Source organism: Halomonas sp. HK25, assembly GCF_047795635.1.
Lineage (GTDB): Bacteria > Pseudomonadota > Gammaproteobacteria > Pseudomonadales > Halomonadaceae > Halomonas.
Window position 1 is genome coordinate 1,036,544 of sequence record NZ_CP181044.1, and the last position, 25,846, is coordinate 1,062,389.

At 66.5% G+C, this 25,846-nt stretch carries 21 protein-coding genes; 10 read left to right on the forward strand and 11 right to left on the reverse strand.

All coding sequences use genetic code 11. The annotated features are described in order from the left end of the window. Positions 1-114: 114 nt before the first annotated feature. From ACM26W_RS05140 to fdhF, 5 genes are all read left to right on the forward strand, one after another. Positions 115-1,224, forward strand: a complete 1,110-nt coding sequence (locus ACM26W_RS05140) for an S-(hydroxymethyl)glutathione dehydrogenase/class III alcohol dehydrogenase (RefSeq protein WP_416139776.1) — start codon at positions 115-117, stop codon at positions 1,222-1,224. 16 nt (positions 1,225-1,240) lie between these two features. Further along, a complete protein-coding gene (gene fghA, locus ACM26W_RS05145) occupies positions 1,241-2,098 on the forward strand; it encodes an S-formylglutathione hydrolase (RefSeq protein WP_416139777.1) in 858 nt (285 codons plus the stop codon). 134 nt (positions 2,099-2,232) lie between these two features. Beyond that, complete coding sequence (gene mtgA, locus ACM26W_RS05150; protein ID WP_416139778.1) at positions 2,233-2,937, forward strand: monofunctional biosynthetic peptidoglycan transglycosylase; 705 nt, start codon at positions 2,233-2,235, stop codon at positions 2,935-2,937. 35 nt (positions 2,938-2,972) lie between these two features. After that, entirely contained in the window at positions 2,973-4,691 is a 1,719-nt protein-coding gene (locus ACM26W_RS05155) for an NADH-ubiquinone oxidoreductase-F iron-sulfur binding region domain-containing protein (RefSeq protein WP_416139779.1), read from the forward strand. An 11-nt stretch (positions 4,692-4,702) separates the two neighbouring features. Next, entirely contained in the window at positions 4,703-7,540 is a 2,838-nt protein-coding gene (fdhF, locus tag ACM26W_RS05160; RefSeq protein WP_416139780.1) for a formate dehydrogenase subunit alpha, read from the forward strand. Here fdhF and ACM26W_RS05165 read toward each other — a convergent pair. From ACM26W_RS05165 to ACM26W_RS05175, 3 genes are all read right to left on the reverse strand, one after another. Further along, positions 7,432-8,955 carry a GMC oxidoreductase gene (locus tag ACM26W_RS05165; RefSeq protein WP_416139781.1) on the reverse strand — a complete coding sequence of 508 codons (1,524 nt, stop codon included), beginning with the start codon at positions 8,953-8,955 and terminating at the stop codon, positions 7,432-7,434. The genes fdhF and ACM26W_RS05165 overlap by 109 nt on opposite strands. Beyond that, the gene (locus ACM26W_RS05170) at positions 8,955-9,140 is read right to left on the reverse strand and encodes a hypothetical protein (protein ID WP_416139782.1); all 186 of its coding nucleotides are present in this window, start codon (positions 9,138-9,140) and stop codon (positions 8,955-8,957) included. The genes ACM26W_RS05165 and ACM26W_RS05170 overlap by 1 nt, the downstream gene beginning before the upstream one ends. Before the next feature lie 160 nt (positions 9,141-9,300). Then, entirely contained in the window at positions 9,301-10,221 is a 921-nt protein-coding gene (locus tag ACM26W_RS05175) for a DMT family transporter (RefSeq protein WP_416139783.1), read from the reverse strand. A gap of 326 nt (positions 10,222-10,547) precedes the next feature. Between ACM26W_RS05175 and ACM26W_RS05180 the strand changes: the two genes are divergently transcribed. From ACM26W_RS05180 to ACM26W_RS05190, 3 genes are all read left to right on the forward strand, one after another. Further along, on the forward strand, positions 10,548-10,931 hold the full coding sequence (locus tag ACM26W_RS05180) for a DUF4168 domain-containing protein (RefSeq protein ID WP_416139784.1): 384 nt from the start codon (positions 10,548-10,550) through the stop codon (positions 10,929-10,931). A gap of 188 nt (positions 10,932-11,119) precedes the next feature. Beyond that, positions 11,120-13,042, forward strand: coding sequence for a DUF294 nucleotidyltransferase-like domain-containing protein (locus ACM26W_RS05185; RefSeq protein ID WP_416139785.1), 1,923 nt, complete (start codon positions 11,120-11,122; stop codon positions 13,040-13,042). 17 nt (positions 13,043-13,059) lie between these two features. Then, complete coding sequence (locus ACM26W_RS05190; RefSeq protein WP_416139786.1) at positions 13,060-13,764, forward strand: 3'-5' exonuclease; 705 nt, start codon at positions 13,060-13,062, stop codon at positions 13,762-13,764. A gap of 58 nt (positions 13,765-13,822) precedes the next feature. On the opposite strand, the gene ACM26W_RS05195 is transcribed toward ACM26W_RS05190, so the two are convergent. Together ACM26W_RS05195 and ACM26W_RS05200 are read right to left on the reverse strand one after the other, a co-directional pair. After that, complete coding sequence (locus ACM26W_RS05195; RefSeq protein WP_416139787.1) at positions 13,823-15,478, reverse strand: BCCT family transporter; 1,656 nt, start codon at positions 15,476-15,478, stop codon at positions 13,823-13,825. A 48-nt stretch (positions 15,479-15,526) separates the two neighbouring features. Next, the gene (locus ACM26W_RS05200) at positions 15,527-15,952 is read right to left on the reverse strand and encodes a universal stress protein (RefSeq protein WP_416139788.1); all 426 of its coding nucleotides are present in this window, start codon (positions 15,950-15,952) and stop codon (positions 15,527-15,529) included. A gap of 347 nt (positions 15,953-16,299) precedes the next feature. Here ACM26W_RS05200 and ACM26W_RS05205 point away from each other — a divergent pair, with 347 nt between their 5' ends. Together ACM26W_RS05205 and ACM26W_RS05210 are read left to right on the forward strand one after the other, a co-directional pair. Then, the gene (locus tag ACM26W_RS05205; RefSeq protein ID WP_416139789.1) at positions 16,300-16,587 is read left to right on the forward strand and encodes a hypothetical protein; all 288 of its coding nucleotides are present in this window, start codon (positions 16,300-16,302) and stop codon (positions 16,585-16,587) included. 54 nt (positions 16,588-16,641) lie between these two features. Further along, positions 16,642-17,040 carry a hypothetical protein gene (locus ACM26W_RS05210; RefSeq protein WP_416139790.1) on the forward strand — a complete coding sequence of 133 codons (399 nt, stop codon included), beginning with the start codon at positions 16,642-16,644 and terminating at the stop codon, positions 17,038-17,040. Positions 17,041-17,176: 136 nt separating this feature from the next. Here ACM26W_RS05210 and ACM26W_RS05215 read toward each other — a convergent pair whose 3' ends face one another. The 6 genes from ACM26W_RS05215 to ACM26W_RS05240 all read right to left on the reverse strand — a co-directional run bounded on the left by ACM26W_RS05215 (position 17,177) and on the right by ACM26W_RS05240 (position 25,652). Continuing rightward, positions 17,177-18,574, reverse strand: coding sequence for a sigma 54-interacting transcriptional regulator (locus ACM26W_RS05215; RefSeq protein WP_416139791.1), 1,398 nt, complete (start codon positions 18,572-18,574; stop codon positions 17,177-17,179). Then, positions 18,571-20,055: a sensor histidine kinase gene (locus ACM26W_RS05220; protein WP_416139792.1), complete on the reverse strand. Its 1,485-nt coding sequence runs from the start codon at positions 20,053-20,055 to the stop codon at positions 18,571-18,573. The genes ACM26W_RS05215 and ACM26W_RS05220 overlap by 4 nt, the downstream gene beginning before the upstream one ends. Positions 20,056-20,150: 95 nt before the next feature. Further along, positions 20,151-21,314 (reverse strand): PQQ-dependent sugar dehydrogenase, encoded by a 1,164-nt coding sequence (locus ACM26W_RS05225; RefSeq protein WP_416139793.1) that lies wholly within the window; start codon positions 21,312-21,314, stop codon positions 20,151-20,153. 121 nt (positions 21,315-21,435) lie between these two features. Then, a complete protein-coding gene (locus ACM26W_RS05230) occupies positions 21,436-22,311 on the reverse strand; it encodes an AEC family transporter (RefSeq protein WP_416139794.1) in 876 nt (291 codons plus the stop codon). 83 nt (positions 22,312-22,394) lie between these two features. Further along, positions 22,395-23,309: a LysR family transcriptional regulator gene (locus ACM26W_RS05235; RefSeq protein ID WP_416139795.1), complete on the reverse strand. Its 915-nt coding sequence runs from the start codon at positions 23,307-23,309 to the stop codon at positions 22,395-22,397. Between the two features lie 174 nt (positions 23,310-23,483). Next, entirely contained in the window at positions 23,484-25,652 is a 2,169-nt protein-coding gene (locus tag ACM26W_RS05240) for a TonB-dependent receptor domain-containing protein (protein WP_416139796.1), read from the reverse strand. Between the last annotated feature and the right edge of the window lie 194 nt (positions 25,653-25,846).

Below are 25,846 nucleotides of genomic sequence, written 5' to 3' on the forward strand. Positions count from 1 at the left end.
GGACGGATTGTTGTTGATGGGCAATAATGTCATGTCTTTAATGCAGTTTATCTCAAGACGGAGCATTGCCTACACTGGTTCCACTTTCTGAACATCATCAACGAGGATATCGCCATGAAATCACGTGCTGCCATCGCCCTGGAGCCGGGCAAGCCGCTGGAACTGGTCGAGATCGACGTCGAAGGCCCCAAGGCCGGCGAGGTGCTGGTCAAGATCGCCGCCACCAGCGTCTGCCACACCGACGCCTACACGCTTTCCGGTGCCGACCCCGAGGGCAACTTCCCGGCGGTGCTGGGTCATGAGGGGGCCGGCGTCGTCCAGGAGGTGGGTGAGGGGGTCACCAGCGTGCGTCCCGGTGACCATGTCATCCCGCTCTATACTGCCGAGTGCGGCAAGTGCAAGTTCTGCCTCTCCGGCAAGACCAACCTGTGCGGCAGCGTGCGCGCCACCCAGGGCAAGGGCCTGATGCCGGACGGTACCAGCCGCTTTTCGCTGGATGGCAAGATGCTGCACCACTACATGGGTACCTCCACCTTCAGCGAGTATACCGTGCTGCCGGAGGTCTCCCTGGCGGTGGTTTCGAAGAAGGCGCCGCTGGACAAGATCTGCCTGCTGGGCTGTGGCGTGACCACCGGTATCGGTGCGGTGATGAATACCGCCAAGGTGGAGCCGGGCTCGACAGTGGCCGTCTTCGGCCTCGGCGCCATCGGCCTGGCGGTGATCCAGGGCGCGGTGATGGCCAAGGCGTCGCGCATCATCGCCATCGACGTCAACCCGGAGAAGTTCACACTCGCCGAACAGTTCGGGGCCACCGACTTCGTCAACCCCAAGGACTACAGCGACCCGATCCAGCAGGTGATCGTCGACCTGACCGACGGCGGTGTCGACTACTCCTTCGAGTGCATCGGCAACGTCAACGTCATGCGCCAGGCGCTGGAGTGCTGCCACAAGGGCTGGGGTGAATCGATCATCATCGGGGTGGCCGGGGCCGGCGAGGAGATCTCCACCCGCCCCTTCCAGCTGGTCACCGGCCGGGTGTGGAAGGGCTCGGCCTTCGGTGGCGTCAAGGGCCGCTCGGAGCTGCCGGGCTACGTGGACCAGTACATGAACGGCGAGCTCAACATCGACGACTTCATCACCCACGACATGCCGTTCGAGCAGATCAACGAGGCCTTCGACCTGCTCCACGCCGGCAAGAGCATCCGCACCGTCCTTCACTATTGAGCAGGGAGGCTTTCCGATGAGCATGACCGAGAACATTGAGCTGGTATCGGCCAACAAGAGCTTCGGCGGCTGGCACAAGCGCTACCGCCATGGCTCCAGGGCGCTGGACTGCGAGATGGTATTTTCCATCTACCTGCCGCCCCAGGCGGAGACCGGGCGGGTACCGCTGCTATGGTGGCTTTCGGGGCTCACCTGCACCGACGAGAACTTCATGCAGAAGGCCGGGGCCCACCGCCTGGCCGCGGAATTGGGCATCGCCATCCTCTGCCCGGACACCAGCCCCCGGGGCACCGACCTGCCCGGGGAGCACGACGGCTATGACTTCGGTTCCGGCGCCGGCTTCTACGTCAATGCCACTCGGGAGCCCTGGAAGAAGCACTACCGCATGTACGACTACGTCACCGAGGAGTTGCCCTCGGTGGTGCGCCAGCACTTCCCGGTAAACGGCCGCGAGTCGATCAGCGGTCACTCCATGGGCGGCCACGGCGCGCTGGTGATGGCCCTGCGCCGGCCCGGCCACTACCGCTCGGTCTCGGCCTTTGCGCCCATCGTCAATCCCTCGGAGTGCCCCTGGGGCCAGAAGGCCTTCTCGGGGTATCTGGGCGAGGAGCGCGGCCAGTGGACCCAGTACGACACCTGTGAGCTGGTGGCCCGCGGCGCCTCCAGCCAGCCGCTGTTCATCGATCAGGGCGAGGCCGATGACTTCCTGGAGGAGCAGCTCAGGCCCGAGCGCCTGGAGGCGGTGTGCGCCGAGCATGACCATCCGCTGACCCTGCGTCGCCAGCCCGGCTATGACCACAGCTACTACTTCATCGCCTCCTTCATCGAGGATCACCTGCGCTATCACGCCGAGCGACTGCACAAGAATCGCTAGCGCGTTAAGGCCGGCGCGTTGAGTAAGCACCGGTCGCTCGCCTCCCGGACCGCCGAACGAGCCCGTATACTGGCTGCTCGGCGTCAGGTTCGCGGGGGCGAGTGGCAGTGGGTCGAACGACAGTGGGTAGAGAGGTGATCAGGGCATGGGGTCGCCGATTGTGGGGCTGGCTGTGGCGAGTGCTGCTGGGTTTCGCGGTGCTCTCGGTGGTGCTGGTGCTGCTGTTTCGTCATGCGCCAGTGTTCGGCTCCATGGTGATGGTAGAGCGCAAGGTGCACTCCTGGATCGCCAGAGAGCCCGTCGAACTTCGCCACCAGTGGCGCCCTTGGGACGAGCTCGCCGTCCATGCCAAACTGGCGGTGATCGCCGCCGAGGACCAGCGATTCCCCGAGCATCGCGGCTTCGACCTGGTGGAAATGCGCCGCGCCTGGGAGTCCAACCGCGCCGGCGGCCGCCTGCGCGGGGCCAGCACCCTGAGCCAGCAGACCGCCAAGAACCTCTTCCTGTGGACCGGGCGCAGCTGGGCCCGCAAGGGGCTGGAGGCCTGGTTCACCCTGCTGATCGAGGCGCTGTGGCCGAAGCAGCGCATCCTCGAGGTCTATCTCAATATCGCCGAGTGGGACAGCGGCGTATTCGGCCTGGAAGCGGCGGCCCAGCACTACTTCGGCGTCTCGGCGGGCCAGCTCAGCGCCGTCCAGGCCAGCCGCTTGGCGGCCATCCTTCCCAACCCGCGGGGCTGGGATGCGGCGCGGCCGAGCCCTCACGTGGAGCGACGCAGCGCCTGGATCCGCCAGCAGATGAACAACCTCGGTGGATCGGCCTATCTTGAAAGGCTCTAGCCTCGCTTGCCCACCCCAACCGGGAGCCGTCTGCCATGACCGAGTCGACCGTCACGTCCCAGCGCCGTTTCCGCGGCAAGCCCCGTGGCCGAGACCCGCTGCCCGTTGCCTTGGCCTCGCTGCGGCTGCTGCTCGGCGACGAGCGCAGCGACCCAGGGCTCCGCCGCCGTGACTGGCTGATCGAGCACCTGCATGTCCTACAGGACGACCACGGCCACCTGTCGATGGTGGCGCTGCGGGCGCTGGCCGCTTACATGAACCTGCCCATGGCGGCGGTCTACGAGACGGCGACCTTCTACGCCCACTTCGATGTGGTGCATGACGATCAGGCGCCGCCGCCAGAGGTCACCGTGCGGGTCTGCGACTCGCTCTCCTGCCAGCTTGCAGGCGCCGCGGCACTGCATGAGCGGCTCTTGGCGGGCTTCGACCCGCAAGCGGTGCGGGTGGTGCGCGCTCCCTGCATGGGGCGCTGCGATACCGCGCCGGTCGCAGAGGTGGGCCATCACCACCTGCTCTTCGCCACCCCGGAGGGAGTCGAGGCGGTGGTCGACACCGGCCACTTCCATCCTGAGGCGATCGTCTGGCAGCGCCTGGCCGACTATCGCGCGGCCGGCGGCTACCGGTTGCTGGGTGAGTGCCGTTCCGGCGAGGTGAGTGTCGCGTCGCTGACCGAGACGCTGGAGCATGCCGGCCTGCGCGGCCTGGGTGGGGCCGGCTTCCCCGCCTTCCGCAAGTGGCAAGCGGTGCGCGCCGAGTCCGGTCCCCGCTATGCGGTGATCAACGCCGACGAGGGCGAGCCCGGCACCTTCAAGGACCGCTTCTATCTCGAGCGCGAGCCGCACAGGTTCCTCGAGGGCGCCTTGGTCAGCGCCTGGGCGGTGGAGGCCTGTGCCCTCTATATCTACCTGCGCGACGAGTATCCCGGCCTGCTCAGGGTGCTTCACGAGGCCATCGGGGAACTCGAGGCCACGGGCCTGGTCTCACCCGGCTTCGTGATCCTGCGCCGCGGCGCCGGCGCCTATATCTGCGGCGAGGAGTCGGCGCTGATCGAGTCCCTGGAGGGCAAGCCCGGCAAGCCGCGTCACCGTCCGCCCTTTGTCGCCCAGCGTGGGCTCTTCGGCCGACCGACCCTGGTCAACAACGTCGAGACGGTCTACTGGATTCCGCTGATCTGGGAGAAAGGCGCCGACGGGTTCGCAGGCCAGGGCCGGCACGGGCGAAAGGGCCTGCGCAGCTTCTCGGTCTCCGGCCGGGTCAAGCGGCCCGGCGTCCACTTGGCTCCCGCCGGCATCACCCTCAACGAGCTGCTCGAGGAGTACGCCGGCGGCATGGCCGAGGGCCACCGCCTGGTTGGCTATCTGCCCGGCGGCGCCTCCGGCGGCATTCTGCCGGCCAGCAAGGCAGATATCCCGCTGGACTTCGACACCCTGCAGGAGCATGACTGCTTTATCGGCTCGGCGGCGATCATTGTGCTCTCCGACCGTGACGACCTGCGCGCCGTGGCGACCAATCTGCTGGCCTTCTTCGCCGATGAATCCTGCGGTCAGTGCACGCCGTGCCGGGTCGGTACCGAGAAGATGCTGACCCTGCTCGAGCGCGACGAGTGGGATGTCGATCAGCTCGAGCGGCTCGCACGAGTGATGATGGATGCCTCCATCTGCGGCCTGGGCCAGGCGGCGCCCAACCCGGTGCTGAGCCTGCTGCGCGACTTCCGCGGCGAGCTCGCCGCCCAGAACCTCATCGTGAAAGGGTAGGGAGGCAGGCCATGCAGACCACGCAGACTCCGAACGCCGAGACCTTTACCCTGACCCTGGATGGCGTCGAGGTGAGCGCCTGGCCAGGAGAGACCCTCTGGCAGGTGGCCCGGCGTAACGGCGAGACCATTCCTCACCTCTGTTTCAAGGACGTCCCAGGTTACCGGGCCGACGGCAACTGCCGCGCCTGCATGGTAGAGGTCGAGGGCGAGCGGGTGCTCGCCGCAAGCTGCCTGCGCGAGGCCGCCCCCGACATGGTGGTGAAGAGCGCGAGCTCCGAGCGGGCCCGCGAGGCTCGCGAGGGCGTCATGGCGATGCTGCTCGCCGACCAGCCCCAGCGCGAGGCGAGCCCCGATCGTTCCAGCCACTTCTGGGCCATGGCCGATCAGCTTGCCATCGATGCCACGGCAGAGCGCGAGACGCTGCCGGCGCGGGCCGAGCGTGCCGCGCCCACGGTTCACCATGTGCACCACCGGGACAGCCTGGGTCCCCAAGACACCAGCCATCCGGCGATGAATGTCAACCTCGACGCCTGCATCGAGTGTGGCCTCTGCGTGCGCGCCTGCCGCGAGGTGCAGGGCAACGACGTCATCGGCCTGGCCCACCGCGGAGCGGCCTCGAAGGTGGTCTTCGACTTCGACGACCCCATGGGCGAGAGCACCTGCGTGGCCTGCGGCGAATGCGTCCAGGCCTGTCCCACCGGGGCGCTGATGCCGGCCACCCTGATCGATGCCGACGGCCGGGGCGATTCGAGGGCCGCCGACCGTACCGTAGACTCCGTCTGCCCTTACTGCGGGGTGGGCTGCCAGCTCACCTACCATGTGAAGGATGAACAGATCCTCTTCGTCGAGGGCAAGAACGGCCCCGCCAATCAGGGCCGGCTATGCGTCAAGGGTCGCTTCGGCTTCGACTACCCCAACCATCCGGCTCGGCTTACCCGGCCGCTGATCCGACGCGAAGGCGTGCCAAAGGGCCTGGATCCCGATTTCGATCCGGCCAACCCCCTGACCCACTTCCGCGAGGCGAGCTGGGAGGAGGCGCTGGAGCTGGCCGCGGCTGGGCTCGTCGATCTCAAGGCGGCCCACGGGCCGGGGGCGCTCGCCGGCTTCGGCAGCGCCAAGTGCTCCAACGAGGAGGCCTGGCTGTTCCAGAAGCTGGTACGCACCGGCTTCGGCTCCAACCACGTCGACCACTGCACGCGACTCTGCCACGCAAGCTCGGTGGCCGCCCTCATGGAGTGCCTGGGTTCCGGAGCGGTGACCGCTTCCTTCATGCAGGCGCTCGAGGCCGATGTGGTTATCCTTACCGGCTGCAACCCGGCCATCAACCACCCGGTGGCGGCCACCTACTTCAAGCAGGCGGCGAGAAACGGCACCAAGCTGATCATCCTCGATCCCCGCGGGCAGGCGCTGGACGCCTATGCCTGGCGCAGCGTGCGCTTCGCTCCCGGCGGTGACGTGGCACTCTACAACGCCATGCTCAATGTCGTCATTGGTGAAGGGCTGTATGACGAGGCCTACATCGACGCCCACACCGAGGGCTTCCAGGCGCTGGCTTCCAGCGTGGTGGACATGACCCCGGAGGCGATGAGCCCGCTGTGTGGCGTGGCGGCCGAAACCATTCGCGAGATCGCCCGCGCCTACGCCACCGCCGAGCGGGCGATGATCTTCTGGGGCATGGGTATCTCCCAGCATGTTCACGGCACCGACAACGCTCGTTGCCTGATCTCCCTGGCGCTGGCCTGCGGCCAGACCGGCCGGCCCGGCACCGGCCTGCATCCGCTGCGTGGCCAGAACAACGTCCAGGGCGCCTCGGATGCCGGCCTGATCCCCATGGTGCTGCCGGACTACCAGCCGGTGGGCGATGCCCAGCTGCGCGCCGCCTTCGAGGAGCTGTGGAACGTCGAGCTCGACCCCGAGCCGGGGCTCACCGTGGTGGAGATCATGGACGCCATCACCGCCGGCACCATCAAGGGCATGTACATCCAGGGCGAGAACCCGGCCATGTCCGATCCGGATCTGGCGCACGCACGTCAGGCGCTGGCCGCCCTGAAGCACCTCGTCGTGCAGGATCTGTTCGTCACCGAAACGGCCCAGTTCGCCGATGTGATCCTGCCGGCCACCGCCTGGCCGGAGAAGGAGGGCACGGTGACCAACACCAACCGCCAGGTGCAGCTGGGCCGTGCCGCCGTGGCGCCTCCGGGAGAGGCTAAACCGGACTGGTGGATCATCCAGGAGATTGCCAGGCGCTTCGGCCTGGCCTGGGACTATACCCACCCGAGCGAGGTCTTCGCCGAGATGAAGCAGGGCATGCAGTCGCTGGATCACATCAGCTGGGAGCGCCTGGCGCGGGAGGGCTCGGTGACCTATCCCTGCCCCGCCGATGATGTGCCGGGTCAGGACGTGGTCTTCTCCGACGCCTTCCCTACGGCCTCCGGCCGGGCGAAGTTCTCCCCCACCCGGCCGCTGCCGCCGGACGAACCGGTGGATGCCGACTACCCCACGGTGCTCACCACCGGGCGGTTGCTGGAGCACTGGCATACTGGCGCCATGACTCGGCGCGCCACGGTGCTGGATGCCCTGGAGCCCGAAGCGGTGGCCAGCCTCTCGCCGGGTGAGCTCAATCGGCTCGGCGTGGCGCCGGGCGAGCGGTTCACTATCGCCACTCGCCGCGGCGAGATCACCCTGGCCGCCCGAGTCGACCCCGGGATGCCCGACGGCATGGTCTTTGTGCCCTTCGCCTATGTGGAGGCGGCGGCCAACCTCCTGACCAACCCGGCGCTGGACCCCTTCGGCAAGATTCCGGAGTTCAAGTACGCGGCCTGCCGGCTGAGCCGTCCTTCAAGGTGAGCGGTCAGGCGTATCGCTAGCTGCACCAGGGTCAGTGTGGGGTTGGCATGCCCGACACTGGGAAACACGCTGGAACCGGCGATATACAGGTTGTCCTGAGCGAAAACCCGGCAGTCACGATCGACGATGCCGTGCTCGGGGGAATGGCTCATGCGGGTGCCGCCCATGTGATGACGACCGGCCAGCTCACCCTCGGCCGGTGGGCGGATGGGTGCGGTGGTCAGCCAGTCGGCGAGCTGGAGGCGCCCAATATCGTGATTGCGCAGATAGTCACCGAACAGCAGCGTGGTGTCGCGGATGGTGCGCAAGTCCAGCGCCGATTGACGCCAGATTAGCCTGGCGCGAGGCATGCCGAGGCTGTCTACCTCGCGAGTCAGCTCGATACGGTTCTCGCGGCGGGGCTCCTGTTCCCAGGCGGCACGCAGCAACAGACTATAGACCCCCTGGCCTTGACGGCTAAGGGCGTCGAAACGGCGGGCCAGTGACGGCGCAATGGTCGAGAGGTCGTAGATCAACCGCTGGGTCACCACGTCCTCCATGCGGTGCAGACGCAGTCCGCAATTGAGGATGCCGTGCTCGGTGATGGCCTCGGCGGTTGGCGACAGGAAGATGTCGTAGTGATCCACGAGGTCCAGCGGGGCGGGGGCGAGGATCAGGGCGTGCCCGACCGTGGCATGGGGATGTTCCATCCAGTAGCGGCCGAGCGTGGCGGGTTGCGGGATCAGGCGCCCTTGAGTCTGTCGATTGCACCACAGCAGCAGCCGCGAATTCTCGATCCCTCCGCATGCCAGTACGAAGTAGCGTGCCCGCACCCGACGCAAGCTGCCCTGGTAGCTCTTGAAGGTGGCGCTCTTTACCCTGCCGTCCTGGGTTTCCAGGCCGAACAGGTTGGCCGCCAGGCAGCACTTGATGGTGGGTAAGTTTTTGATTTTGGAAGCGTATTTATTCTTTATGCGGATCGGTTGGCCACGGGAGAAGTGAATCCGCTTCAGGCTCGACCCGACAATTTCCTGGTCCGGTGAGATGGGTTGCAGGTCGAGAATATCGGCGGCTTCGGCGTAGTACGGATCGAGTGTCTCTCGCTCGATCGGCCATGCCGTGTCGGGAGCGGCAGGCTTCGCCGTGAAATCATAGCGGTCCAGCGGGCGACTGATGCCGCCCCAATGGTTCGTCGAGCCACCCAGGTAACGCAGCCGCGTGTCTTCCAGAGCGGGGTAGGGGTCGCCTTGCACCTGGCCTTCGTAAAGCGCCTGTGAGCGCTCGCTGAAGGTCTGGTCGCCACCTTCGCACAGCAGGACGCGATGGCCCTGAAGAGCCAGTTTGACGGCCATGATCACACCGGCGGCGCCGCCTCCGATAAGGCAGACATCCACCTCGTCATCCGGTCCACCGAGTGCCTCGAAGGGGATGTACATCAGAGATCGTCTTGATTGAGCAGCCAGCCCTGGCGCATGACCGGCGTAGAATCGCCGGGCTTGTTGCTGGGGGGCGCCGGCCGATTGCCGGCAAGACCGATCGTGGTGAATGAAAACAGCAGAAAACCTATTCCGGCCCATCCCGAGTTTGCCAGGAACCGGCGGCGCGTCGTCGTTGCCTTCATGGTGTGTGTCGTCCCTGCATTCATTGCCCTTTCATGCTCGAGTATATGCCCGAGTGTTACCCTGAACAGGCTGGCGCTTGCATCCCGTCATTCACAACGAGAGTGGTCCAGTTCCGCCGAGTTCGCCAGCGCCTTCGGTGTTCAGCGGGGGCGACTCGGCTCAGGTTCTGGCGGGTGGCTTGTCCCGGACCACCAGCACCACGCCGGCGATGGCGACGGCCATGCCGATGAGCGAGATGGGCGGCAGGGCCTCGTCGAACAGCCACCAGGCCTGCAGGGCGGTGACCGGTGGCACCAGATAGAAGAGGCTCGCCACCCGCGAGGCCTCGCCGCGCTTGATCAGCGCCATCAGCAGCAGGATGGCGGCAATGGAGAGCACCAGCACCAGCCAGCCCAGGGTGAGCGCGAAGGCGGGTGTCCAGGCCACGCTGCGCTCCTCGAAGAGCAGGGCGCCGAGCCCCAGCAACGCGCCCGCCGCCAGGTACTGCACCACGGTGCCGGAGAGCAGGGGCATGCCGGTGCAGTGGCGCTTCTGGTAGAGGGTGCCGCAGGAGATGCCGGCCAGGGCCACCAGGATGGCCAGCAGGGCACCGGCGCCGAAGCCCTGGAACAGCGCCTCGCCCGGGTCCAGCTTGCCGCCCAGCACCAGCGCCACCCCGACCAGCCCCAGCACCATCCCCAGCCACTGGCGTCCACCCAGGCGTTCGCCCAGCAGCGGTCCGGCGAGCCCGGCGGTGAGCAGCGGCTGCAGCCCCACCAGCAGCGAGGCGAGCCCCGCCGGCATGCCCAGGTAGATGCCATAGAAGACCCCGCCCAGATAGCCGCCGTGGACCAGCAGGCCGGAGATGGCGATATGCCCCCACAGCCGCGCGCCCCGGGGCCACTCGCCGGAGAGCCAGTGGGCCAGCGGAACGAGCAGCGCCAGGGTCAGTGCGAAGCGAATAAACAGGAAGGTGAAGGGCTCGGCATAGGGCAGGCCGAACTTGGCACCGATGAAGCCGGTGCTCCACAGCGCAACGAATAACAGGGGCATGGCGGCGAGCCACAGGCTGGCGGCGCGGGAAGCAGGAGCAGGGGGCATGTGAAACGTCCATGTCAGGGGAGTGGGGTGCCACAGACCATACTGCGGCGGCGGGGGTTCGAAAAGTGTCTCCGCGCAGCAGTGATGCTCGTATCGCGAATGCATCTTGATGGCATCTACGTGCGCGTGGCTTGAGGCCCTCATGACGGGCCTCATGGCGAAGTGGTCACTCAGGGTGTCGCCCTTGGGGTACGGATGTAACGTTATACACACTTCATCTTGCGAACTTTTACACGAAAATTCTGAACGCCGACCGCTCACTGCCATCACACATGTCGGATACACGTAACGCCCCGACGGGCTCTTCATTCCATCTGGAGGAAATCATGAAACGGATGACTGCTCTCTTCTCTGCCGCCCTTCTCAGCGCCGGCCTGATGTCCGCAACCGCCCATGCCCAGCAGGATCCAGCGGCCGCTCCAGAGCAGCCACAGGCCGCCGCTCCGGCCATGGACTTTTCCGATGATCAGCTCCAGCAGTTCGCCGATGCCTCCCAGGAGATCGCCGTGATCTCTCAGGAGTACACCGAGCGCCTGCACTCTGCCGAGGACGAGGCTACCCAGCAGGAAGTCCGCATGGAAGCCAACGACAAGATGGTCGAAGTGGTCGAGGACAGCGGTCTCGACGTGGATACCTTCAACGCCATCGGCCAGGCTATCCAGCAGGACCCTGAGCTGATGCAGCGCGTCCAGGAGATGGCCCAGTCGTAAGACGGCCCTGATCCAACGCCGACCCCCATCGGCAGACCGAACAACGGCCACCCTCCGGGGTGGCCGTTGTCGTATGCGGTCTTTGCTGTGCGCTCGTGGTGGTCGCGGCATCGCGCGGCGTGGCTTTACAGCGCCTTGCCGAACTCCCAGACTTGGCCCCAGATGGCCTCCGGACGGGAGCGTGACCGATGGAAGTGGAACTGTGGGACATCCGCCAGCACATGGGGCGCTTTCCGCCCTTCGATGCCCTCTCCGACGAGCTGCTCGACGAAATCGCCGGTCAGGTTGAGGTGGCCTACTATCGTGCCGGCAGCGACATCCTGGTGTTCGATCAGGAGATCCACGACCTCGGCTACATCCGCAGCGGGGCCGTGGAAGTGTATCGCCGCAACGGCGACCTCTACGACCGCCGTGGTGAAGGTGACATCTTCGGCCACTTCAGTCTGCTGCGTAACCACCGGGTCCGTTATCCCGTGCGGGCGATGGAAGACAGTCTCATCTACTTCCTTCCGGATGCGCTCTTCCAGCGCCTCTGCGAGAAGGACGAGCACTTCGCGGACTTCGTGGAGCTGGAGCGTCCACGGCTCGAATCCGCGGTGGAACACCAGAAGAAGCAGAACGGCATGATGATCACCCGGGTGCGCAAGCTGCTGAGCCGCTACCCGATGATGGTGGAAGCCAACGCCACGGTCCAGGAAGCCGCTCGCCACATCAGCGACTCCGGTGCTTCGGCGGTGCTGGTGCTGGATGCCCCCGGGGACAACCCGCGCTACACCTTTCGCGACAGCGAGGAGCGGGCCTGGCAGGTGCGCGGCATCCTCACCGACAGCGACTTTCGCCGGGTGGTGGCCAAGGGATTACCCGCCGACACCCCGGTGGGGGAGGTGATCGGCGACCGGCTGGTGGCGATCCAGTCCGACGAGTCGGTCCACGAGGCGATGCTCACCATGCTGCGCAACAATATCCACCATCTGCCGGTGATGCATCGCCGCCACCCGGTGGGCATCGTCCACCTCTCCGATATCATCCGCTACGAGACCCACTCCAGCCTCTACCTGGTCAGCAATATCTTCAACCAGTCTTCGGCCGAAGGCCTGGCCAAGCTGGCCCCGGACGTGCGTGCCGCCTTCGTGCGCATGGTCGAGGATGGCGCCGACTCGCGCATGATCGGCAGTGCTCTTTCCACCATCGGGCGCAGCTTCACCCGCCGCCTGCTGGAACTGGCCGAAGAGACGCTGGGCCCGCCGCCGGTGTCCTACTGCTTCATGGCCATGGGCTCCATGGCGCGCAACGAACAGAGCATCGTCACCGATCAGGACAACGCCCTGGTGCTGGATGACGCCTTCGACCCCGTGGCCCACGACGCCTACTTCCTGGAGATGGCGAAGATCGTCAGCGATGGCCTGCACGCCTGTGGCTACACCTACTGCACCGGCGACATCATGGCCACCAACCCGCGCTGGCGGCAGCCGCTGTCGGTGTGGAAGGGTTACTTCGAGGATTGGATCCACGACCCGACCCCGGAGCGACTGCTACACAGCTCGATCTTCTTCGACCTCGACGCCGTCTATGGCGAGAACGCCTATGTCGAGCAGCTCCAGGACCTGGTGACCGAGCAGGCGCCGAAGAGCGCGCTGTTCCTGGCCGCCATGGCCCGCAACGCACTCAATCGCACGCCGCCGCTGGGCTTCTTCCGCACCTTCGTGATGGAAAAGGATGGCAAGCAGAATAACTCCATCAACCTCAAGCGGCGCGGCACCGCCCCGCTCACCGACCTGATCCGGGTCCACGCCCTGGCCTGTGGCTCCCGGGCCCAGAACAGCTTCGCGCGCCTGGATGACATCGGCCGCACCCAGTTGCTGGCGCAGGGGGTCAGCGACAAGCTGCGCTATGCCCTGGAGTTCCTCTCCATGGCGCGCATCCATCACCAGGTGATCGGCCTGACGCACGAGCGCACCCCGGACAACAACATCAATCCGGAGAATGTCAGCGAGAGCGAACGCCACACCCTCAAGGACGCCTTCCAGGTGCTCAGCAACGCCCAGAAGTTTCTCAAGTTCCGCTATCCGGTCCCGGCGAGCGTGGCGCGCCGCCCGCGAGGGCGCCAGTGATTCGTCTGCCAGGCACAATGCGGCAGCAGCCTCCTGGCTGGCCCGAGTACCTGGCCGACCGAGCCGCCCGGGTCCAGCACCCGCTGCTCGAGGCCTATTTCGCTGCGGGCTGCCCCGATCCGGCCACGCCCATCGGCGAGGTGCCGATGGCGGCGCTGGACATCGAGACCACCGGACTGGATCCTCGCCGCCACGCCATCGTCAGCGTCGGGGTGGTCCCCTTCAGCCTGGTGCGCATTCCACTGCGGGAGCGGCGCTACTGGGTGCTCAAGCCGGCTCGGGTGCTCACCGAGCAGTCGGTAACCCTGCACCACATCACCCATGCCGAGGTGGAGAACGCCCCCGATCTCGCCGAGATCCTGCCCGAGCTGCTCGCGCTGCTGAAGGGGCGAGTCGTGGTGGTGCACTACCGCCACATCGAGCGACCCTTCCTGGACAGCGGCATCCAGGCTCGGCTGGGGGAGGGGCTGCGCTTCCCGATGATCGACACCATGTCGCTGGAGGCGCGGCTGTACCGCCAGTCGCTGTGGGCCCGCTTTCGACGCTGGCTGGGCCGCCCGCCGGTATCGATCCGCCTGCACAACAGCCGGGAGCGCTACGGGCTACCCGCCTACCATGGGCACCATGCGCTGATAGATGCCCTGGCCACCGCCGAACTGCTGCAGGCCCAGGTGGCCAGCCGTTACTCGGCCGACACCCCTGTCGGCGAGCTGTGGAGCTAAACGAAGCAGGGCGGCCAATGGCCGCCCTGCTTCGTGCATGCTGCGATATCGGCTGGTATCAGCGCGGTTCGCTCATCAGCCCCTTGACGATGGCGTAGCACGCCGCCAGCAGCACCAGCGTAAAGGGCAGGCCGGTGGTGATCACCGCCGTCTGAAGGGCCGCCAGACCGCCCCCAAGCAGTAGGGCGATAGCGATGGCGCCCTCGATGATCGCCCAGAAGAGGCGCTGGGGCTTGGGCGCGTCCACCTTGCCGCCGGCGGTGATGGAGTCGATCACCAACGAGCCGGAGTCGGACGAGGTGATGAAGAAGACCACCACCAGCAAGATGCCCACGAAGGAGGTGATCTGGGCCAACGGCAACTGCCCGAGCATCACGAACAGCTGGAGTTCCAGTGCGGCGTCCTGTACCCCTCCGAAGCCATCGCGGATCACCTGATCGATGGCGGTGCCGCCGAAGGCGGTCATCCACAGCACCGAGACGGTAGACGGCACCAGCAGCACGGCGACCAGGAACTCGCGCACGCTGCGCCCACGGCTTACGCGAGCGATGAACATGCCGACGAAGGGCGACCAGGAGATCCACCACGCCCAGTAGAAGGCGGTCCAGCCCTGGCTGAAGTTGGCGTCCTCGCGGCCGAAGGGATTGGAAAGCGCCGGGAGGTGCACAAAGTAGGCGAGCAGGTTCTCGAAGAAGCCGGTGGCGATCATCAGGGTCGGGCCCACGATGATCACGAAGGCCAGCAGCAGGAAGGCCAGCCCCATGTTGAGCAGGGAGAGGCGCTGTACGCCCTTGTCGACGCCCAGAAATATCGAGCCCATGGCCACGACAGTGATGGCTGAGATCAGCAGCACCATGGTGACATTGTTATCCGGGATGCCGAACAGGTAGCCAAGGCCCGCCGTGGCCTGTGAGGCACCTATACCCAGCGAGGTGGCCAGGCCGAAGAGGGTGGCGAAGACCGCCAGGATGTCGATCACATGCCCTGGCCAGCCCCAGACGCGCTCTCCCAAGATGGGATAGAAGATCGAGCGCATGGTCAGCGGCAGGCCCTTGTTGAAGGAGAAGATAGCCAACGCCAGCGCCACCACGGCGTAGATGCCCCAGGGGTGCAGGCCCCAGTGGAAGATGGTGGCGGCCATGCCCAGCGAGATCGCGCCCTGCTCGTTACCCGCGGCGGCGCCCAGCGGTGCCCAGTCGGTACGGGCTCCGTTCTCCATGGAGGTGCCGTCCAGGGCGGTGCCAAAGTGGGTCAAGGGCTCCGATACCCCGTAGAACATCAGACCGATGCCCATACCCGCGGCGAACAGCATCGCGAACCAGCCGGTGTAACTGAAGTCCGGCGTGGCATCCATGCCGCCGATCCGTACCTTCCCCAACGGGGTGAAGATCAGCACGATGGAGAGCAGCACGAAGATATTTGCGGAGAGCAGGAAGAACCAGCTCAGGTTGCCGGTCAGGAAGCTGAAGGCGACATCGAAGATCGGCGTGACCTGGTCCTGCAGGGCCAGGGTGATGATCACGAAGAACAGGATCACGATGGACGAGATGGTGAAGACCTTGCCATGCAGGTCCAGGTTCACGCCCATCGGTGAAGCGGTGATGTTGTCCTGACCGATCACATAGTCCGTGTCGATCAGGTTGGCCGCTCCTTCCGGGGCCGGAATACCCTCGGAAGCCTCAGGCTTCTCGTTGGCGTTCTGGTCATTGGCCATAGTGGCTCTCTCCCTTGCGTAGCGTCGTATGGTGAATGGGGGGGTGGCTCAGGCCTTGCGCGGACGCACCAGGAACACCGAGACGTCGGTGTGTGTGGCCACCTTGCCACCGTGGGAAGGCATGATCACGTCCAGATGCTTGGGCGGGTGGGTGGGCATCACCACCAGGTCGGCGCCAACCTCCTTGATTGCCTGGATCAGATTGTCGTCCAGATCGGCGATGGGGTCGGGGCTGACGATAGTGTGGGTGCTCACCGGCTGGCCGTGGACTGCGGCACGCTTCTGGGCAAAGGCTTCCAGCTTCTGAGTGAACTCCTGCGGCGTGCGGGCGACGCTGCCCGGTGCGTTGGAGGTAACGCCGACGTAGCACACCTCGGCGTCGTAGTGCCTGGCCAGGTCGGCCACGGTCTCCAGCGTCGGCTCGATGACCTCGATATGGGCGAGGTCTATCGGCACCATGATCTTGTGATACATCGTGTTAACTCCTGGTGAGGGCGAGTATCGGCGGCGGGGCCGTGCCCTTAGCGTAGAGAAGGTTCGGGTACGGTGTGGAACCGCCTATTCAACGTCCCGCCTGTGCAGGCAGGCCTTTTTCTTGGACAATAACTATACGCGAACATGATGATGTTGCCGAATCGAGCCTGGCCATCCCTGACTCATGTGCCACCTTGCCACACTGTGACACGCCTCGGAAAATCGTTCTTCGATGCCGTATTTTTTGATAAATTTATGATTTAAAACAATTAAATCTATTTTATGGCATGGGTGGCGCGGTATCTGCTTAATGATTGTGACACCCCGCTCGAGAGGAGGATGAGCGAATGCAGCAAGTCAGCAACCGCAACCACATGCCCCGACATCGCCGCCTCAAGGCGCTAGCCGCCATCGCGGCCCTGTCACTTGGCAGCCTCGCATTGGCCGGCTGCGGCAACGACGATGAGTTGTCGCCCATGGAACCGGATGATCCCCCCATGGAGCAGCCGACCCAGGAAGCGCCGATGGGTGATGAGCCGAGCATGGACCAGGATCCTGCCATGAGCGAGGAGCCCATGGACCCCATGGAGAATCAGGAGCCGATGATGGACGACGAAGAGGCGGGCAACTACTGACCGCGATCTCGCCACGACACGACGATTGATGATCGGAAAGGAAAGGAGTGAAGCATGATGTCACAGGACCTGTTGAAGAAGCTGGGCGTTTTCGGTGTCTCCGTTGGCCTGCTGGCCAGCCCCCTGGCCTTTGCCGGCATGCACGAGGAGCCGGCTGATCCGGCCGCTCCGCCGGTTACCGATCCGGTCAACGATCCCACGGCACCCGATCCGGCCACCCAGCCCGCCGATCCCGCCACTCAGTCCGCTGACCCGGCGGTAGACCCGGCGACCGACCCGGCGACCGACCCGGCGACCGACCCGACATCCGACCCCATGGCCGACCCGGGCGCTCCGGCGTCCGGATCACCGACCGATGAGCCCGGCTTCGGCGGCGGCACCGACCCGATGCCCAGCGGCGAGGATGCGGCCCAGCCGGGTGGTGAAGACGAGTGGGAGATGCCGGAAGACTGAGCCTCATCATCTCATTACGGTGTTCCCCGGCACGGTCGGACGATGCTCCCGCCGTCCCCTCGGCATCTATGTCCAGACCGCGTCCTTCAACCCCTGCCAGGTGCAGGGGTTTTTTCTGGCTGCTCGAAGGGCTTATTCAGTCGTCGAGGCGGCGGTAGAGGGTGCGACGGGCGATGCCCAGGATTTCGGCGGTGCGGCGCTTGTTGCCGCCGGTGGCGTCCAGCACCTTGCGGATATAGCGATTCTCGACCTCTTCCAGGCGCGGCCAGGGCTGGGTCGAGGATGGGGTCGAGACGCCTGTGGCCAGGTTGCCGGCCAGCGCCTCTCCGCTTTCGTGGCGTGACGCCTGTGCCTGCTCGCGCAGGCGCTCGGGCAGGTCAGCGTGGCGGATCTCGCCGGCGTCGGCGAGGGTCACCGTGCGCATGATGGCGTTCTCTAGTTCGCGCACATTGCCCGGATAGGTGTAGGCGAGCAGCGCCTGCAGGGCGGCGGGCTCGATGCCTTCGATGCGCTTCTCCTGGGCGTCGGCATGCTTGTCGATCAGGGCCGTCACCAGCCGCTCCAGGTCCCCCTCCCGCTCGCGGAGCGGCGGGATGCGCAGCGAGAAGGTCTCCAGGCGATAGAAGAGGTCGCTGCGGAACTGGCCGGCCTTGATCTCCTGTTCCAGGTCGCGGTGGGTCGCGGCGATGATGCGCACGTCCACCGGCTCCTCGCGCTCGCCGCCCACCGGGCGCACCGTCTTCTCCTGCAGGGCGCGCAGCAGCTTGGCCTGCAGCCCCGGCGACATCTCGCCGATCTCGTCGAGGAACAGGCTACCGCCCCGGGCCGACTGGAACAGGCCCTGGCGGCTGTCGCTGGCGCCGGTGAAGGCGCCTTTCACGTGGCCGAAGAACTCGCTCTCCATCAGCTCGCCGGGGATGCTGGCGCAGTTGATCGCCACGAAGGGGCCGTCGGCGCGCGGGCTCTCGGCGTGGATCGCCCGAGCCAGCAGCTCCTTGCCGGTGCCGCTCTCGCCGAGCACCAGGATCGGCGCGTCGCTGTTTGCCAGGCGGGCGGCGTCATGGAACAGCGCCTGCATCGACTCGCTCTCGCCGATGATGCCGTGGAAGTGGCCGGGCGGCCCGTCCTGGCGGAAGCGCTCGGCCAGCCGGCGGTGCTCCAGCACCCGGTACACCGCCTCGCGGACGTTCTCCAGGTCCAGCGGCTTGGTCAGGAAGTCATCGGCGCCGAGCTTGAGTGCCTCCACCGCCTGGTCGATGGTGCCGAAGGCGGTAATGACGATGAAGCCCAACGCGCTGCCCTCGCCGCGCAGCTGCTCGAGCAACTGCATGCCGCTCATGCCGGGCAGGCGAACGTCGCTGATCACCATGGCCACCGGGGTGTGGCTGAGGGTGGCGATGGCCTCCTCGGCGCTGGCCGCACCCAGGGTCGCGTGGCCGGCCTCCTGAAGCTCCTCCTCGAGCAGCTCCAGAATGGCCGGGTCGTCCTCGACGACCAGGATGGGGCAGGGGGGCACGGAATCCTTTCGTGTCACGGTTGGCGTCCTCGCGGTTCATGACGGGCGGCGTCGGCGACTTCCAGAGTGTCGCCCAGCGGCAGGGTGATGGCGAACCCGGCGCCGCCGGACTCGCTGTCGAAGACGCAAATGGTGCCGCCGTGGTCGTTGATGATGCGGTGGACCATGGAGAGGCCCAGGCCACTGCCCTGGCCCACCGGCTTGGTGGTGAAGAAGGGATCGAAGACCTGCGGCTTGTCGGCCTCGCGAATGCCGGTGCCGTCATCCTCCAGCCACAGGTGCAGCTGGTCGCCGCGGGTCTCGGCGCGCAGCCGCACGCAGCGGGTGCCCTCGGCCTGGGCAGCGTTGCGCAACAGGTTGGTGAGCACCTGAGTCAGCTGCTGAGCGTTGGCCAGCAGCCGCGGAGGTGGGACGGGCAGCTCGGCCTGTAGGTGGATGCCGCGCTGTTCCATGTCCTCCTCCACCAGCTCAAGGGCCCCCTCCAGCAGGGTATCCAGAGCCACCCACTCCTTCTCGACGTTATGGCGCCGGCCCAGCTCCATGAGCTGGCGCACGATCTCGACGATGCGCGCCACCTCGCCGCGGATGCGGCCGAGGCGGGTTCGCTCATCGTCGCCGATCACCTCGCGGCGGGCCAGGCGCTGGGCCTGGCCGTTGATGACCGTGAGCGGCGCGCCGATCTCGTGGGCCACCCCGGTGGCCAGCACCCCCAGCTCGGCGAGCTTGCGGGACTTGCGCAGGCGCTTCTCCAGGGCGATCTCGTTGAGGCGGCGTGCCTCGATGTCGGCATCCTTCTCGGCCATGGCGTCGAGCATGCCGTTGAGGGCGACGGCCAGGCGGCGATACTCCTCGGGTCCTCGTGGCGCGGCGCGCTGCTCGCGATCGCCGCCCTCGACCCGTGCCATCACTTCCAGCAGGCGGTTGATCGGGCGTTCGATATGCCGCCGGAAGCCCCACCAGATGCCCAGCACGATGCCCGCCGATCCGATCAGGAAGGCGAGGCCGGCCACCAGGGTCAGGAAGCCGGTGTAGTTCTCGATGCCGGTATTGAGGCGGTTGACCTGCAGCACCCCGCGCACCTCGCCGTCGGGGGTGGTCAGCGGCATCAGCGCCGAGTAGTAGGACCAGCCATCGTGCTGGCGATTGTCGCCGGTAGGCTCGCCCTTGTTGACCACCTCGCGGATCTCCTCGGGGGTGAAAAGCGTCTCACCGAGCCCCAGGCCGTAGATCTCCCGGCCTTCGCGATCGAACACGTAGGCGCCATAGATGCGGTGGAAGGAGAAGGCCGAGTGCAGCGACTCCTCCAGCGACTCCGGCGAGTCGCGGGCCATGGCGTAGCCCAGGGAGGTGCCGATGGCGTGGGTGATGATCTGGACCTCGGTCTGCAGCTTGGAGCGGACGTTGTCCTCCAGCGAGCTGATCGCCACCAGGCTGAAGACCACCAGGATCAGGAACAGCGGCACGATGACGGTCAGGATGATGAGGTTGCGCAGTCGCATGCAGAGTCCCGTGGCTGGCGCAGGCCGGCCCCGCCAGTGGCGGGGCCGGAGAGGGCTGGTAGAGAGTGTCGGCCGGGTACAAGGCACGGCCGCTGTCAGTCGGCCGGCACCAGCCGATAGAGGCTGCCGCGGTCGTCGTCGTCGAGCAGGTAGAGGGCGCCGTCATGGCCCTGGCGCACGTCGCGGATGCGTCCGATCTCGCCGTCGAGAATCACCTCGCTCTCGGCCACGGCGTCGCCCTCGAGCACCAGGCGCTTGAGCATCTCGCTGCGCAGGCCGCCGGCCAGCAGGTTGCCCTCCCACTCGGGGAAGTGCTTGCTTGCCACCTCGGCCAGCCCCGAGGGAGCAAAGCGGCCCGCGAAGACGTACTCGGCGTCGCGCATGCCGGGCAGGGAGTCCGCACCGATGGGCCGGCGGGTGGAGTAGTCCACGCCCAGGCTCACCTCGGGCCAGCCGTAGTTCTCGCCGCCCTCGATCCAGTTTAGCTCGTCGCCGCCCAGCGGGCCGTGTTCGGTCGCCCAGGCGCGGCCGTCGGCGGCCACGGTCATGCCCTGAATATTGCGGTTGCCGATGCTGAAGAGCTCGTCCAGGGCGTCGTCGTCATCAACAAAGGGGTTGTCGTCCGCCGCCGCGCCGGTCTCGGTGAGGCGTAGCACGCTGCCGGCGTGGTCGTCCTTGTCCTGGGCGCGAGGCGGGTGGCTGCCGCGGTCGCCGATGCTCATCAGCAGGCTGCCGTCGGGCAGCCAGGCCAGGCGCGAGCCGTAGTGGCGCCCGGGGCCGGAGTAGCGATCCTGGACAAAGAGTTCCTCGACGTCGGTCAGGGCGTCGCCTTCCAGGCGTGCCCGGGAGAGGGTGGTGGCGGTGCCGCCGCTACCGGCCTGGCTCCAGGTGAAGTAGACCCAGTCGTGCTCGCCGTCGCCCGTGCCATAGTTGGCGTGCAGCACCACGTCGAGCAGGCCGCCCTGGCCGCGGGCATTGACCTCGGGTACGCCGCCCAGGTGGGTGATCTCGCCCGCCTCGCTGACGTGGGCCAGGCGGCCGGGGCGCTCGCTGACGAGGAAGCTGCCGTCGGGCAGCTGGGCCATCGCCCAAGGGTGCTCGAGCCCCGTGGCCACGCGCTCAAGGCGCAGGTCGTGGTGTTCGGTTTCGATCCGCTCGACGATTATTTCGGGCAGGGTCTCGGCGGCCAGCGCCTGGCCGCCGGCTGCCAGGCCACCCAGCAGCAGGGTGGCAGGCAGTTTTCGTAGATCGACAGGCATTGCGTTCTCCCCCTCGTTGATGTCGTGTAGTGCGGTCCGACTCCTGCGGTGAGTCCTTCAACAGTCTAGCGACTCCAGCGAGGTGGGGGCGTTCCCTGTCGCCATGTGGCGACGCCTCCGGCTACATCAGCCAGGCCAGCAGCAGCGGAAGATAGAACAGCGAGAGCAGGGTCGAGCAGAAGACCAGGCTGGCCACGTACTGCGGCTCGCGGCCAGCCTTCTGGGCGAACAGATAGTTGAACACCGCCACCGGCATGCTCATCTGCAGGACCAGAATGCTCTGGGCCAGCGGCGGAAGCCCCAGCAGGGCGGCGATGCCCCAGGCCAGCCCCGCCGCCACCGGAATGCGCAGCAGGCTGAAGCCGACGCCAGACTTGAGGCTGCGGACCTGGATGCTGGCCAGCGACACCCCCAGGGTGATCAGCATCAGCGGCACGGTGAAGCCGGAGATCAGGTCGACGCTGTTGTCGAGCCAGCGCGGCAGGGAGGTGTCGGTGAGCAGCAGCCCCAGCGAGATCACGATGGCATAGACGGTGGGGGTGCGCGCCAGGGTCTTCAGCGCATTGCCCTGGCTGGCCATGATCGACCCCACGGTGAACTGGAAAAGCGACACCGTGACCATCACCGTGATGCCGAAGGCGAAGCCGGCGCTGCCGAAGGCGTAGAGCACCACCGGCAGGCCCATGTTGCCGGTGTTGGGATACATCATCGGCGCCAGCACCACCCGCCAGTCGCGGCCCAGCAGCCGCGCCATCAGCGGGGTGGCGGCGGCCATCGCGGTCATTACCAGGGCGGCGGCCAGCATGGTGCGTCCGACGCTGCCGGCATCGATCTCGGCATTGGCGAGCGAGGCGATGATCAGCGCCGGGGTACCGATATTGAAGACCAGGCGGGTGACGAACTCCACCGGGTAGGGGTGGCCCAGGCGGACCCAGGTGAAGCCCAGGCCGGCGCCGGCCAGCACCGGTGCCATCACGGCGAAGAGTTCGGCGATCATGCGGTCATCCTTGGGGGAGCGGGCGCGCCATTGTCCTGAATTGACGGATGGGCTGGCAAGCGACCGAGACACCGTTTGCGGGCTCAGGCGGCCTGGCGTGCCACCTGCCACGCTTCGGGAACCGCCTGGCGCAGGCAGTCGAGCAGGGCGGTGACTCGCCGCGGCTGGTGGCCGAAAGGGTAGAGCAGGGTGATCGGCAGCGGCGCGGGCTGCCAGTGTGGCAAGCAGGCGACCAGCTGGCCCGGGTGGTGCTGCTCGTGGCGCTCGACCATCCAGTGGGGCAGCAGGCCGATGCCCTGGCCGCGGCTGATGGCGTCCATGTGCAGCACCGGCAGGTCGACCCTTAACCGTGAGACGGGAGGCCGGAAGTGAAAGCTGTCCTGCTCGGGGTGATGCAAGGCCAGGCCCTCGCGGCTGGTGCCCAACAGATCGATCCAGGCGTGGCCAGCCAGCTCGCGAGGGTGCTCGGGTGCGCCGTGGCGGGCCAGATAATCGGGGTGGGCATGCAGGCCGCGGGTCAGCACGCCCAGCGGCTCCTGGCGCAGGCCGGATTCCGGCACCTCGCCCAGCCAGACATGCACCCCTTGGCCGTCCGGGCCGGTGCAGGGTGCTTCGCCCGTGTGCAGGGTCAGCGCGATGCCGGGGTGGCGGGTAAGGAAGGCGTCCAGGGTCGGAGCCAGCCAGCAGCGCGCCAGGGCGCAGTGCACCGTCACGTGCAGCTCGCCGCTGACCTCCTGGCGCAACTCGTCCAGGGCCGTCCGGCTGCGTTCGGCGAGGGCCAGCATGTCGCGGCAGTAGTCGTGGAACAGCAGGCCGGCCTCGGTAGGGAAGAGCCGGTTGGCCTGGCGGCGCAGCAGCGGCTGGCCCAGGCGGCTCTCCAGCTGGCTGACACGCCGGCTCAGGGTCGACTTGGCGAGGCCCAGCTCCCGGGCGCTGCGGGTCAGGCTGCCCGAGGCCATGACGGAGGCGAAGGCGTTGAGTTCATCGAAGTCGTGCATGGAAGCGACCGTGGCAGGTGTCCTTGACGGCTGCAGTATGCCAGCTAATCATGCGGATGAAAATCATTGTCAATTGCTTCTGCGTCTCATGTTTTCTTCTGGCACAAGAAGCCCCGGCGGTGCCGGGGCGAAGGTCGGGATCGAAGAGAGTGCTGTCAGACGATAAGGAACGCCTTAGAACTCATAGCGGGCGGAGAGCCAGAGGCGCCGACCTTCCTCGCTGTTGGCGTAGACATTACCGTAGCTGGCGCCGCTATCGTAGGCGCGGTAGTCGACAAAGTTTTCATCGAACAGGTTCTGGATCGTCGCGCTGACCGTGAAGGCGTCGGAGACCTGATAGCTACCGCCCAGATGAAACAGCGCATAGGACTCGAAGTCGCCCAGATCGGCATAGGAGGCGGCACCACGTACCCGCTCACGATCGCGGTAGCGCTCGCTGCGGTACTCGCCAGAGAGCCAGGTGCTGAGCCTGTCGGTGGCCTGCCAGCGCAGGGTGCCGTTGACGGCGTGCTTCGGGGTGTCGGTCAGCGGCTCGCCTTTCTGTTCGCCGCTTTTCTCTTCGCTCTCGGTATAGGTGTAGTTGGCGCTCAGGTTGACGCTCTCCGATAGCTGGATGCGCGTGGAGAGCTCGATACCCCGGGTCTCGGCCTCGTCGATATTGATGTCCTGTGCATAAGTGCCGTCGGGAATCAGCGGGTCTCCGCTCACCACGGTATCCGGGCCGGTGGCGATCTTGTCGGCGAAGCGATTGTGGAACAGCGTCGCGCTGGCCATGAAGCCCTCTCCGTTGTCGTACTGGGAGCTGAGCTCGCTGCTGGTGCTGGTTTCCGGCTTCAGGTCTGGGTTGCCGATGGTGAGCACGCTGCCCTGGCCGGTCACCCCGTTGATGCCGGCGTGCAGGTCATTCAGCGAGGGCGTCTTGTAGCCCCGGCTGACGCCGCCCTTGAGGGTCCACTCCTCGGTGGCGCTCCATACCAGGTAGCCGCGCGGGCTGAACTGGCTGCCGAAGGCATCGTGGTGGTCGTAGCGGCCCCCCAGGGTCAGCGCCCAGTCATCCGCCAGCCACCACTCATCCTCGACGAACAGCGCCCAGGTGGTCTGCTCGAAGGTGTCGGTGGCCAATCCGTCGCTCAGCTCTGAGTCCATCCACTGGCCGCCCAGGGTCACCATGTGGTCCCCAAGTGGCATCACATACTTGCTGTCGAGCACGGTGTTGGTGGTCTCCAACTCGCGGGCATTGCCGCCCACGATGCCGGGGAAGCCGGCATAGGGCTGCCCCTGGGTGCCGGGAATGGTGCGCCCCACCGTTTCAGTGGTGTTGTGCATCAGGCTCGACTCCAGGGTGCCGGAGGCGAAGCGCCCGGTATGGCCGATGGCAACCTGGTCGCGCTCGAAACGCAGTTCGTCGTCATAGCCGTTGGCCGCGCCCGGGTCGGGTGTGCAGTTGCGATCACGGCCGTCCAGGGTGCCCAGCTGGCAGTCGTCGTTGTTGAAGCTCTGTCGGCTGGTCTCGCCGTCGACCCACAGTTCGTGATCCTGATCCGGGGTCAGGGTCAGCCTGGCCCCCAGGCTATAAATATCGCCTTCCACCGGGCTCGGCCCGCGCTGGCTGACCGCCACCTCGGTGCCGTCCGCCTCGGTATAGGTCAGGTGCGAGGCGTCGCGCTCGTAGAAGCGGCCTCGTACCTGCAGCCCCAGGGTCTCCTCGATCAGTGGGCCGCTGGCATAGAGGCTGGTCTCGCGGCTGTCGCCGTATTTGTCGTGCTCGTTGAAGGTGCTTTCCGCCTGCACCGAGCCGCTCCACTCGTCGCCCACCTTGCGGGTGATGATATTGATCACGCCACCCATGGCATCGGAGCCGTAGAGCGTGGACATGGGGCCGCGGATCACCTCGATGCGTTCGATGCTGGAGACTGGCGGGAAGAAGCTGGTGGAGGTCTCGCCGAAACCGTTGGGTGTCACGCTGCCGGCGGTGTTCTGGCGGCGGCCATCGATCAGGATCAGCGTGTAGTCGCTGGGCATGCCCCGGATGCTGATATTGCGACCGCCGGTCTTGCCCACCTGGCCGCCTACATCGACCCCTTCCACGTCGCGCAGGGCGTCGGCGATGCTGCTCACCCGCTTTTCCTGGAGCTCCTCCCGTGTAATTACCGAGATGCTGGCCGGCGCATCGCGCAGCGCCTGCTCGTAGCCGGTGGCGGTAACGACGATGTTCTCCAGGCGAGCGCTCTCCCCGGACGGCGCCGGCTCGGCGTGCGCAGAATGAGCAACAAGAAAAGCAGTGGGGAGGGCGGCAACGGCGGCCAGGGCAGTGGGCCGGAAGGGCAGAGCAAGGCGGGTCATGGCATCCTCATGAATGAGTTGTATTCTCAATTGAGGCGAGGATTCTAGGCGGGAAAGTTCCCTGGCGCACAGCCGCGCCGGCGCAACGCTCCGTTGCATAACGCGCAACGGCCGGGGTTGCGTCGCGTCGAACGCGGCGTTCCGGCGAGGGTGATACCTAATAATTATGAGAATCATTAACATGCATGGCCTCC

Coding starts and splice junctions, on each gene's coding strand:
- ACM26W_RS05140 (WP_416139776.1), top strand. CDS start 115: ATGAAATCACGTGCTGCCATCGCCCTGGAGCCGGGCAAGCCGCTGGAA.
- fghA (WP_416139777.1), top strand. CDS start 1,241: ATGAGCATGACCGAGAACATTGAGCTGGTATCGGCCAACAAGAGCTTC.
- ACM26W_RS05155 (WP_416139779.1), top strand. CDS start 2,973: ATGACCGAGTCGACCGTCACGTCCCAGCGCCGTTTCCGCGGCAAGCCC.
- fdhF (WP_416139780.1), top strand. CDS start 4,703: ATGCAGACCACGCAGACTCCGAACGCCGAGACCTTTACCCTGACCCTG.
- ACM26W_RS05165 (WP_416139781.1), bottom strand. CDS start 8,955: ATGTACATCCCCTTCGAGGCACTCGGTGGACCGGATGACGAGGTGGAT.
- ACM26W_RS05170 (WP_416139782.1), bottom strand. CDS start 9,140: ATGAAGGCAACGACGACGCGCCGCCGGTTCCTGGCAAACTCGGGATGG.
- ACM26W_RS05175 (WP_416139783.1), bottom strand. CDS start 10,221: ATGCCCCCTGCTCCTGCTTCCCGCGCCGCCAGCCTGTGGCTCGCCGCC.
- ACM26W_RS05180 (WP_416139784.1), top strand. CDS start 10,548: ATGAAACGGATGACTGCTCTCTTCTCTGCCGCCCTTCTCAGCGCCGGC.
- ACM26W_RS05185 (WP_416139785.1), top strand. CDS start 11,120: ATGGAAGTGGAACTGTGGGACATCCGCCAGCACATGGGGCGCTTTCCG.
- ACM26W_RS05190 (WP_416139786.1), top strand. CDS start 13,060: ATGCGGCAGCAGCCTCCTGGCTGGCCCGAGTACCTGGCCGACCGAGCC.
- ACM26W_RS05195 (WP_416139787.1), bottom strand. CDS start 15,478: ATGGCCAATGACCAGAACGCCAACGAGAAGCCTGAGGCTTCCGAGGGT.
- ACM26W_RS05200 (WP_416139788.1), bottom strand. CDS start 15,952: ATGTATCACAAGATCATGGTGCCGATAGACCTCGCCCATATCGAGGTC.
- ACM26W_RS05205 (WP_416139789.1), top strand. CDS start 16,300: ATGCAGCAAGTCAGCAACCGCAACCACATGCCCCGACATCGCCGCCTC.
- ACM26W_RS05210 (WP_416139790.1), top strand. CDS start 16,642: ATGATGTCACAGGACCTGTTGAAGAAGCTGGGCGTTTTCGGTGTCTCC.
- ACM26W_RS05220 (WP_416139792.1), bottom strand. CDS start 20,055: ATGCGACTGCGCAACCTCATCATCCTGACCGTCATCGTGCCGCTGTTC.
- ACM26W_RS05225 (WP_416139793.1), bottom strand. CDS start 21,314: ATGCCTGTCGATCTACGAAAACTGCCTGCCACCCTGCTGCTGGGTGGC.
- ACM26W_RS05230 (WP_416139794.1), bottom strand. CDS start 22,311: ATGATCGCCGAACTCTTCGCCGTGATGGCACCGGTGCTGGCCGGCGCC.
- ACM26W_RS05235 (WP_416139795.1), bottom strand. CDS start 23,309: ATGCACGACTTCGATGAACTCAACGCCTTCGCCTCCGTCATGGCCTCG.
- ACM26W_RS05240 (WP_416139796.1), bottom strand. CDS start 25,652: ATGACCCGCCTTGCTCTGCCCTTCCGGCCCACTGCCCTGGCCGCCGTT.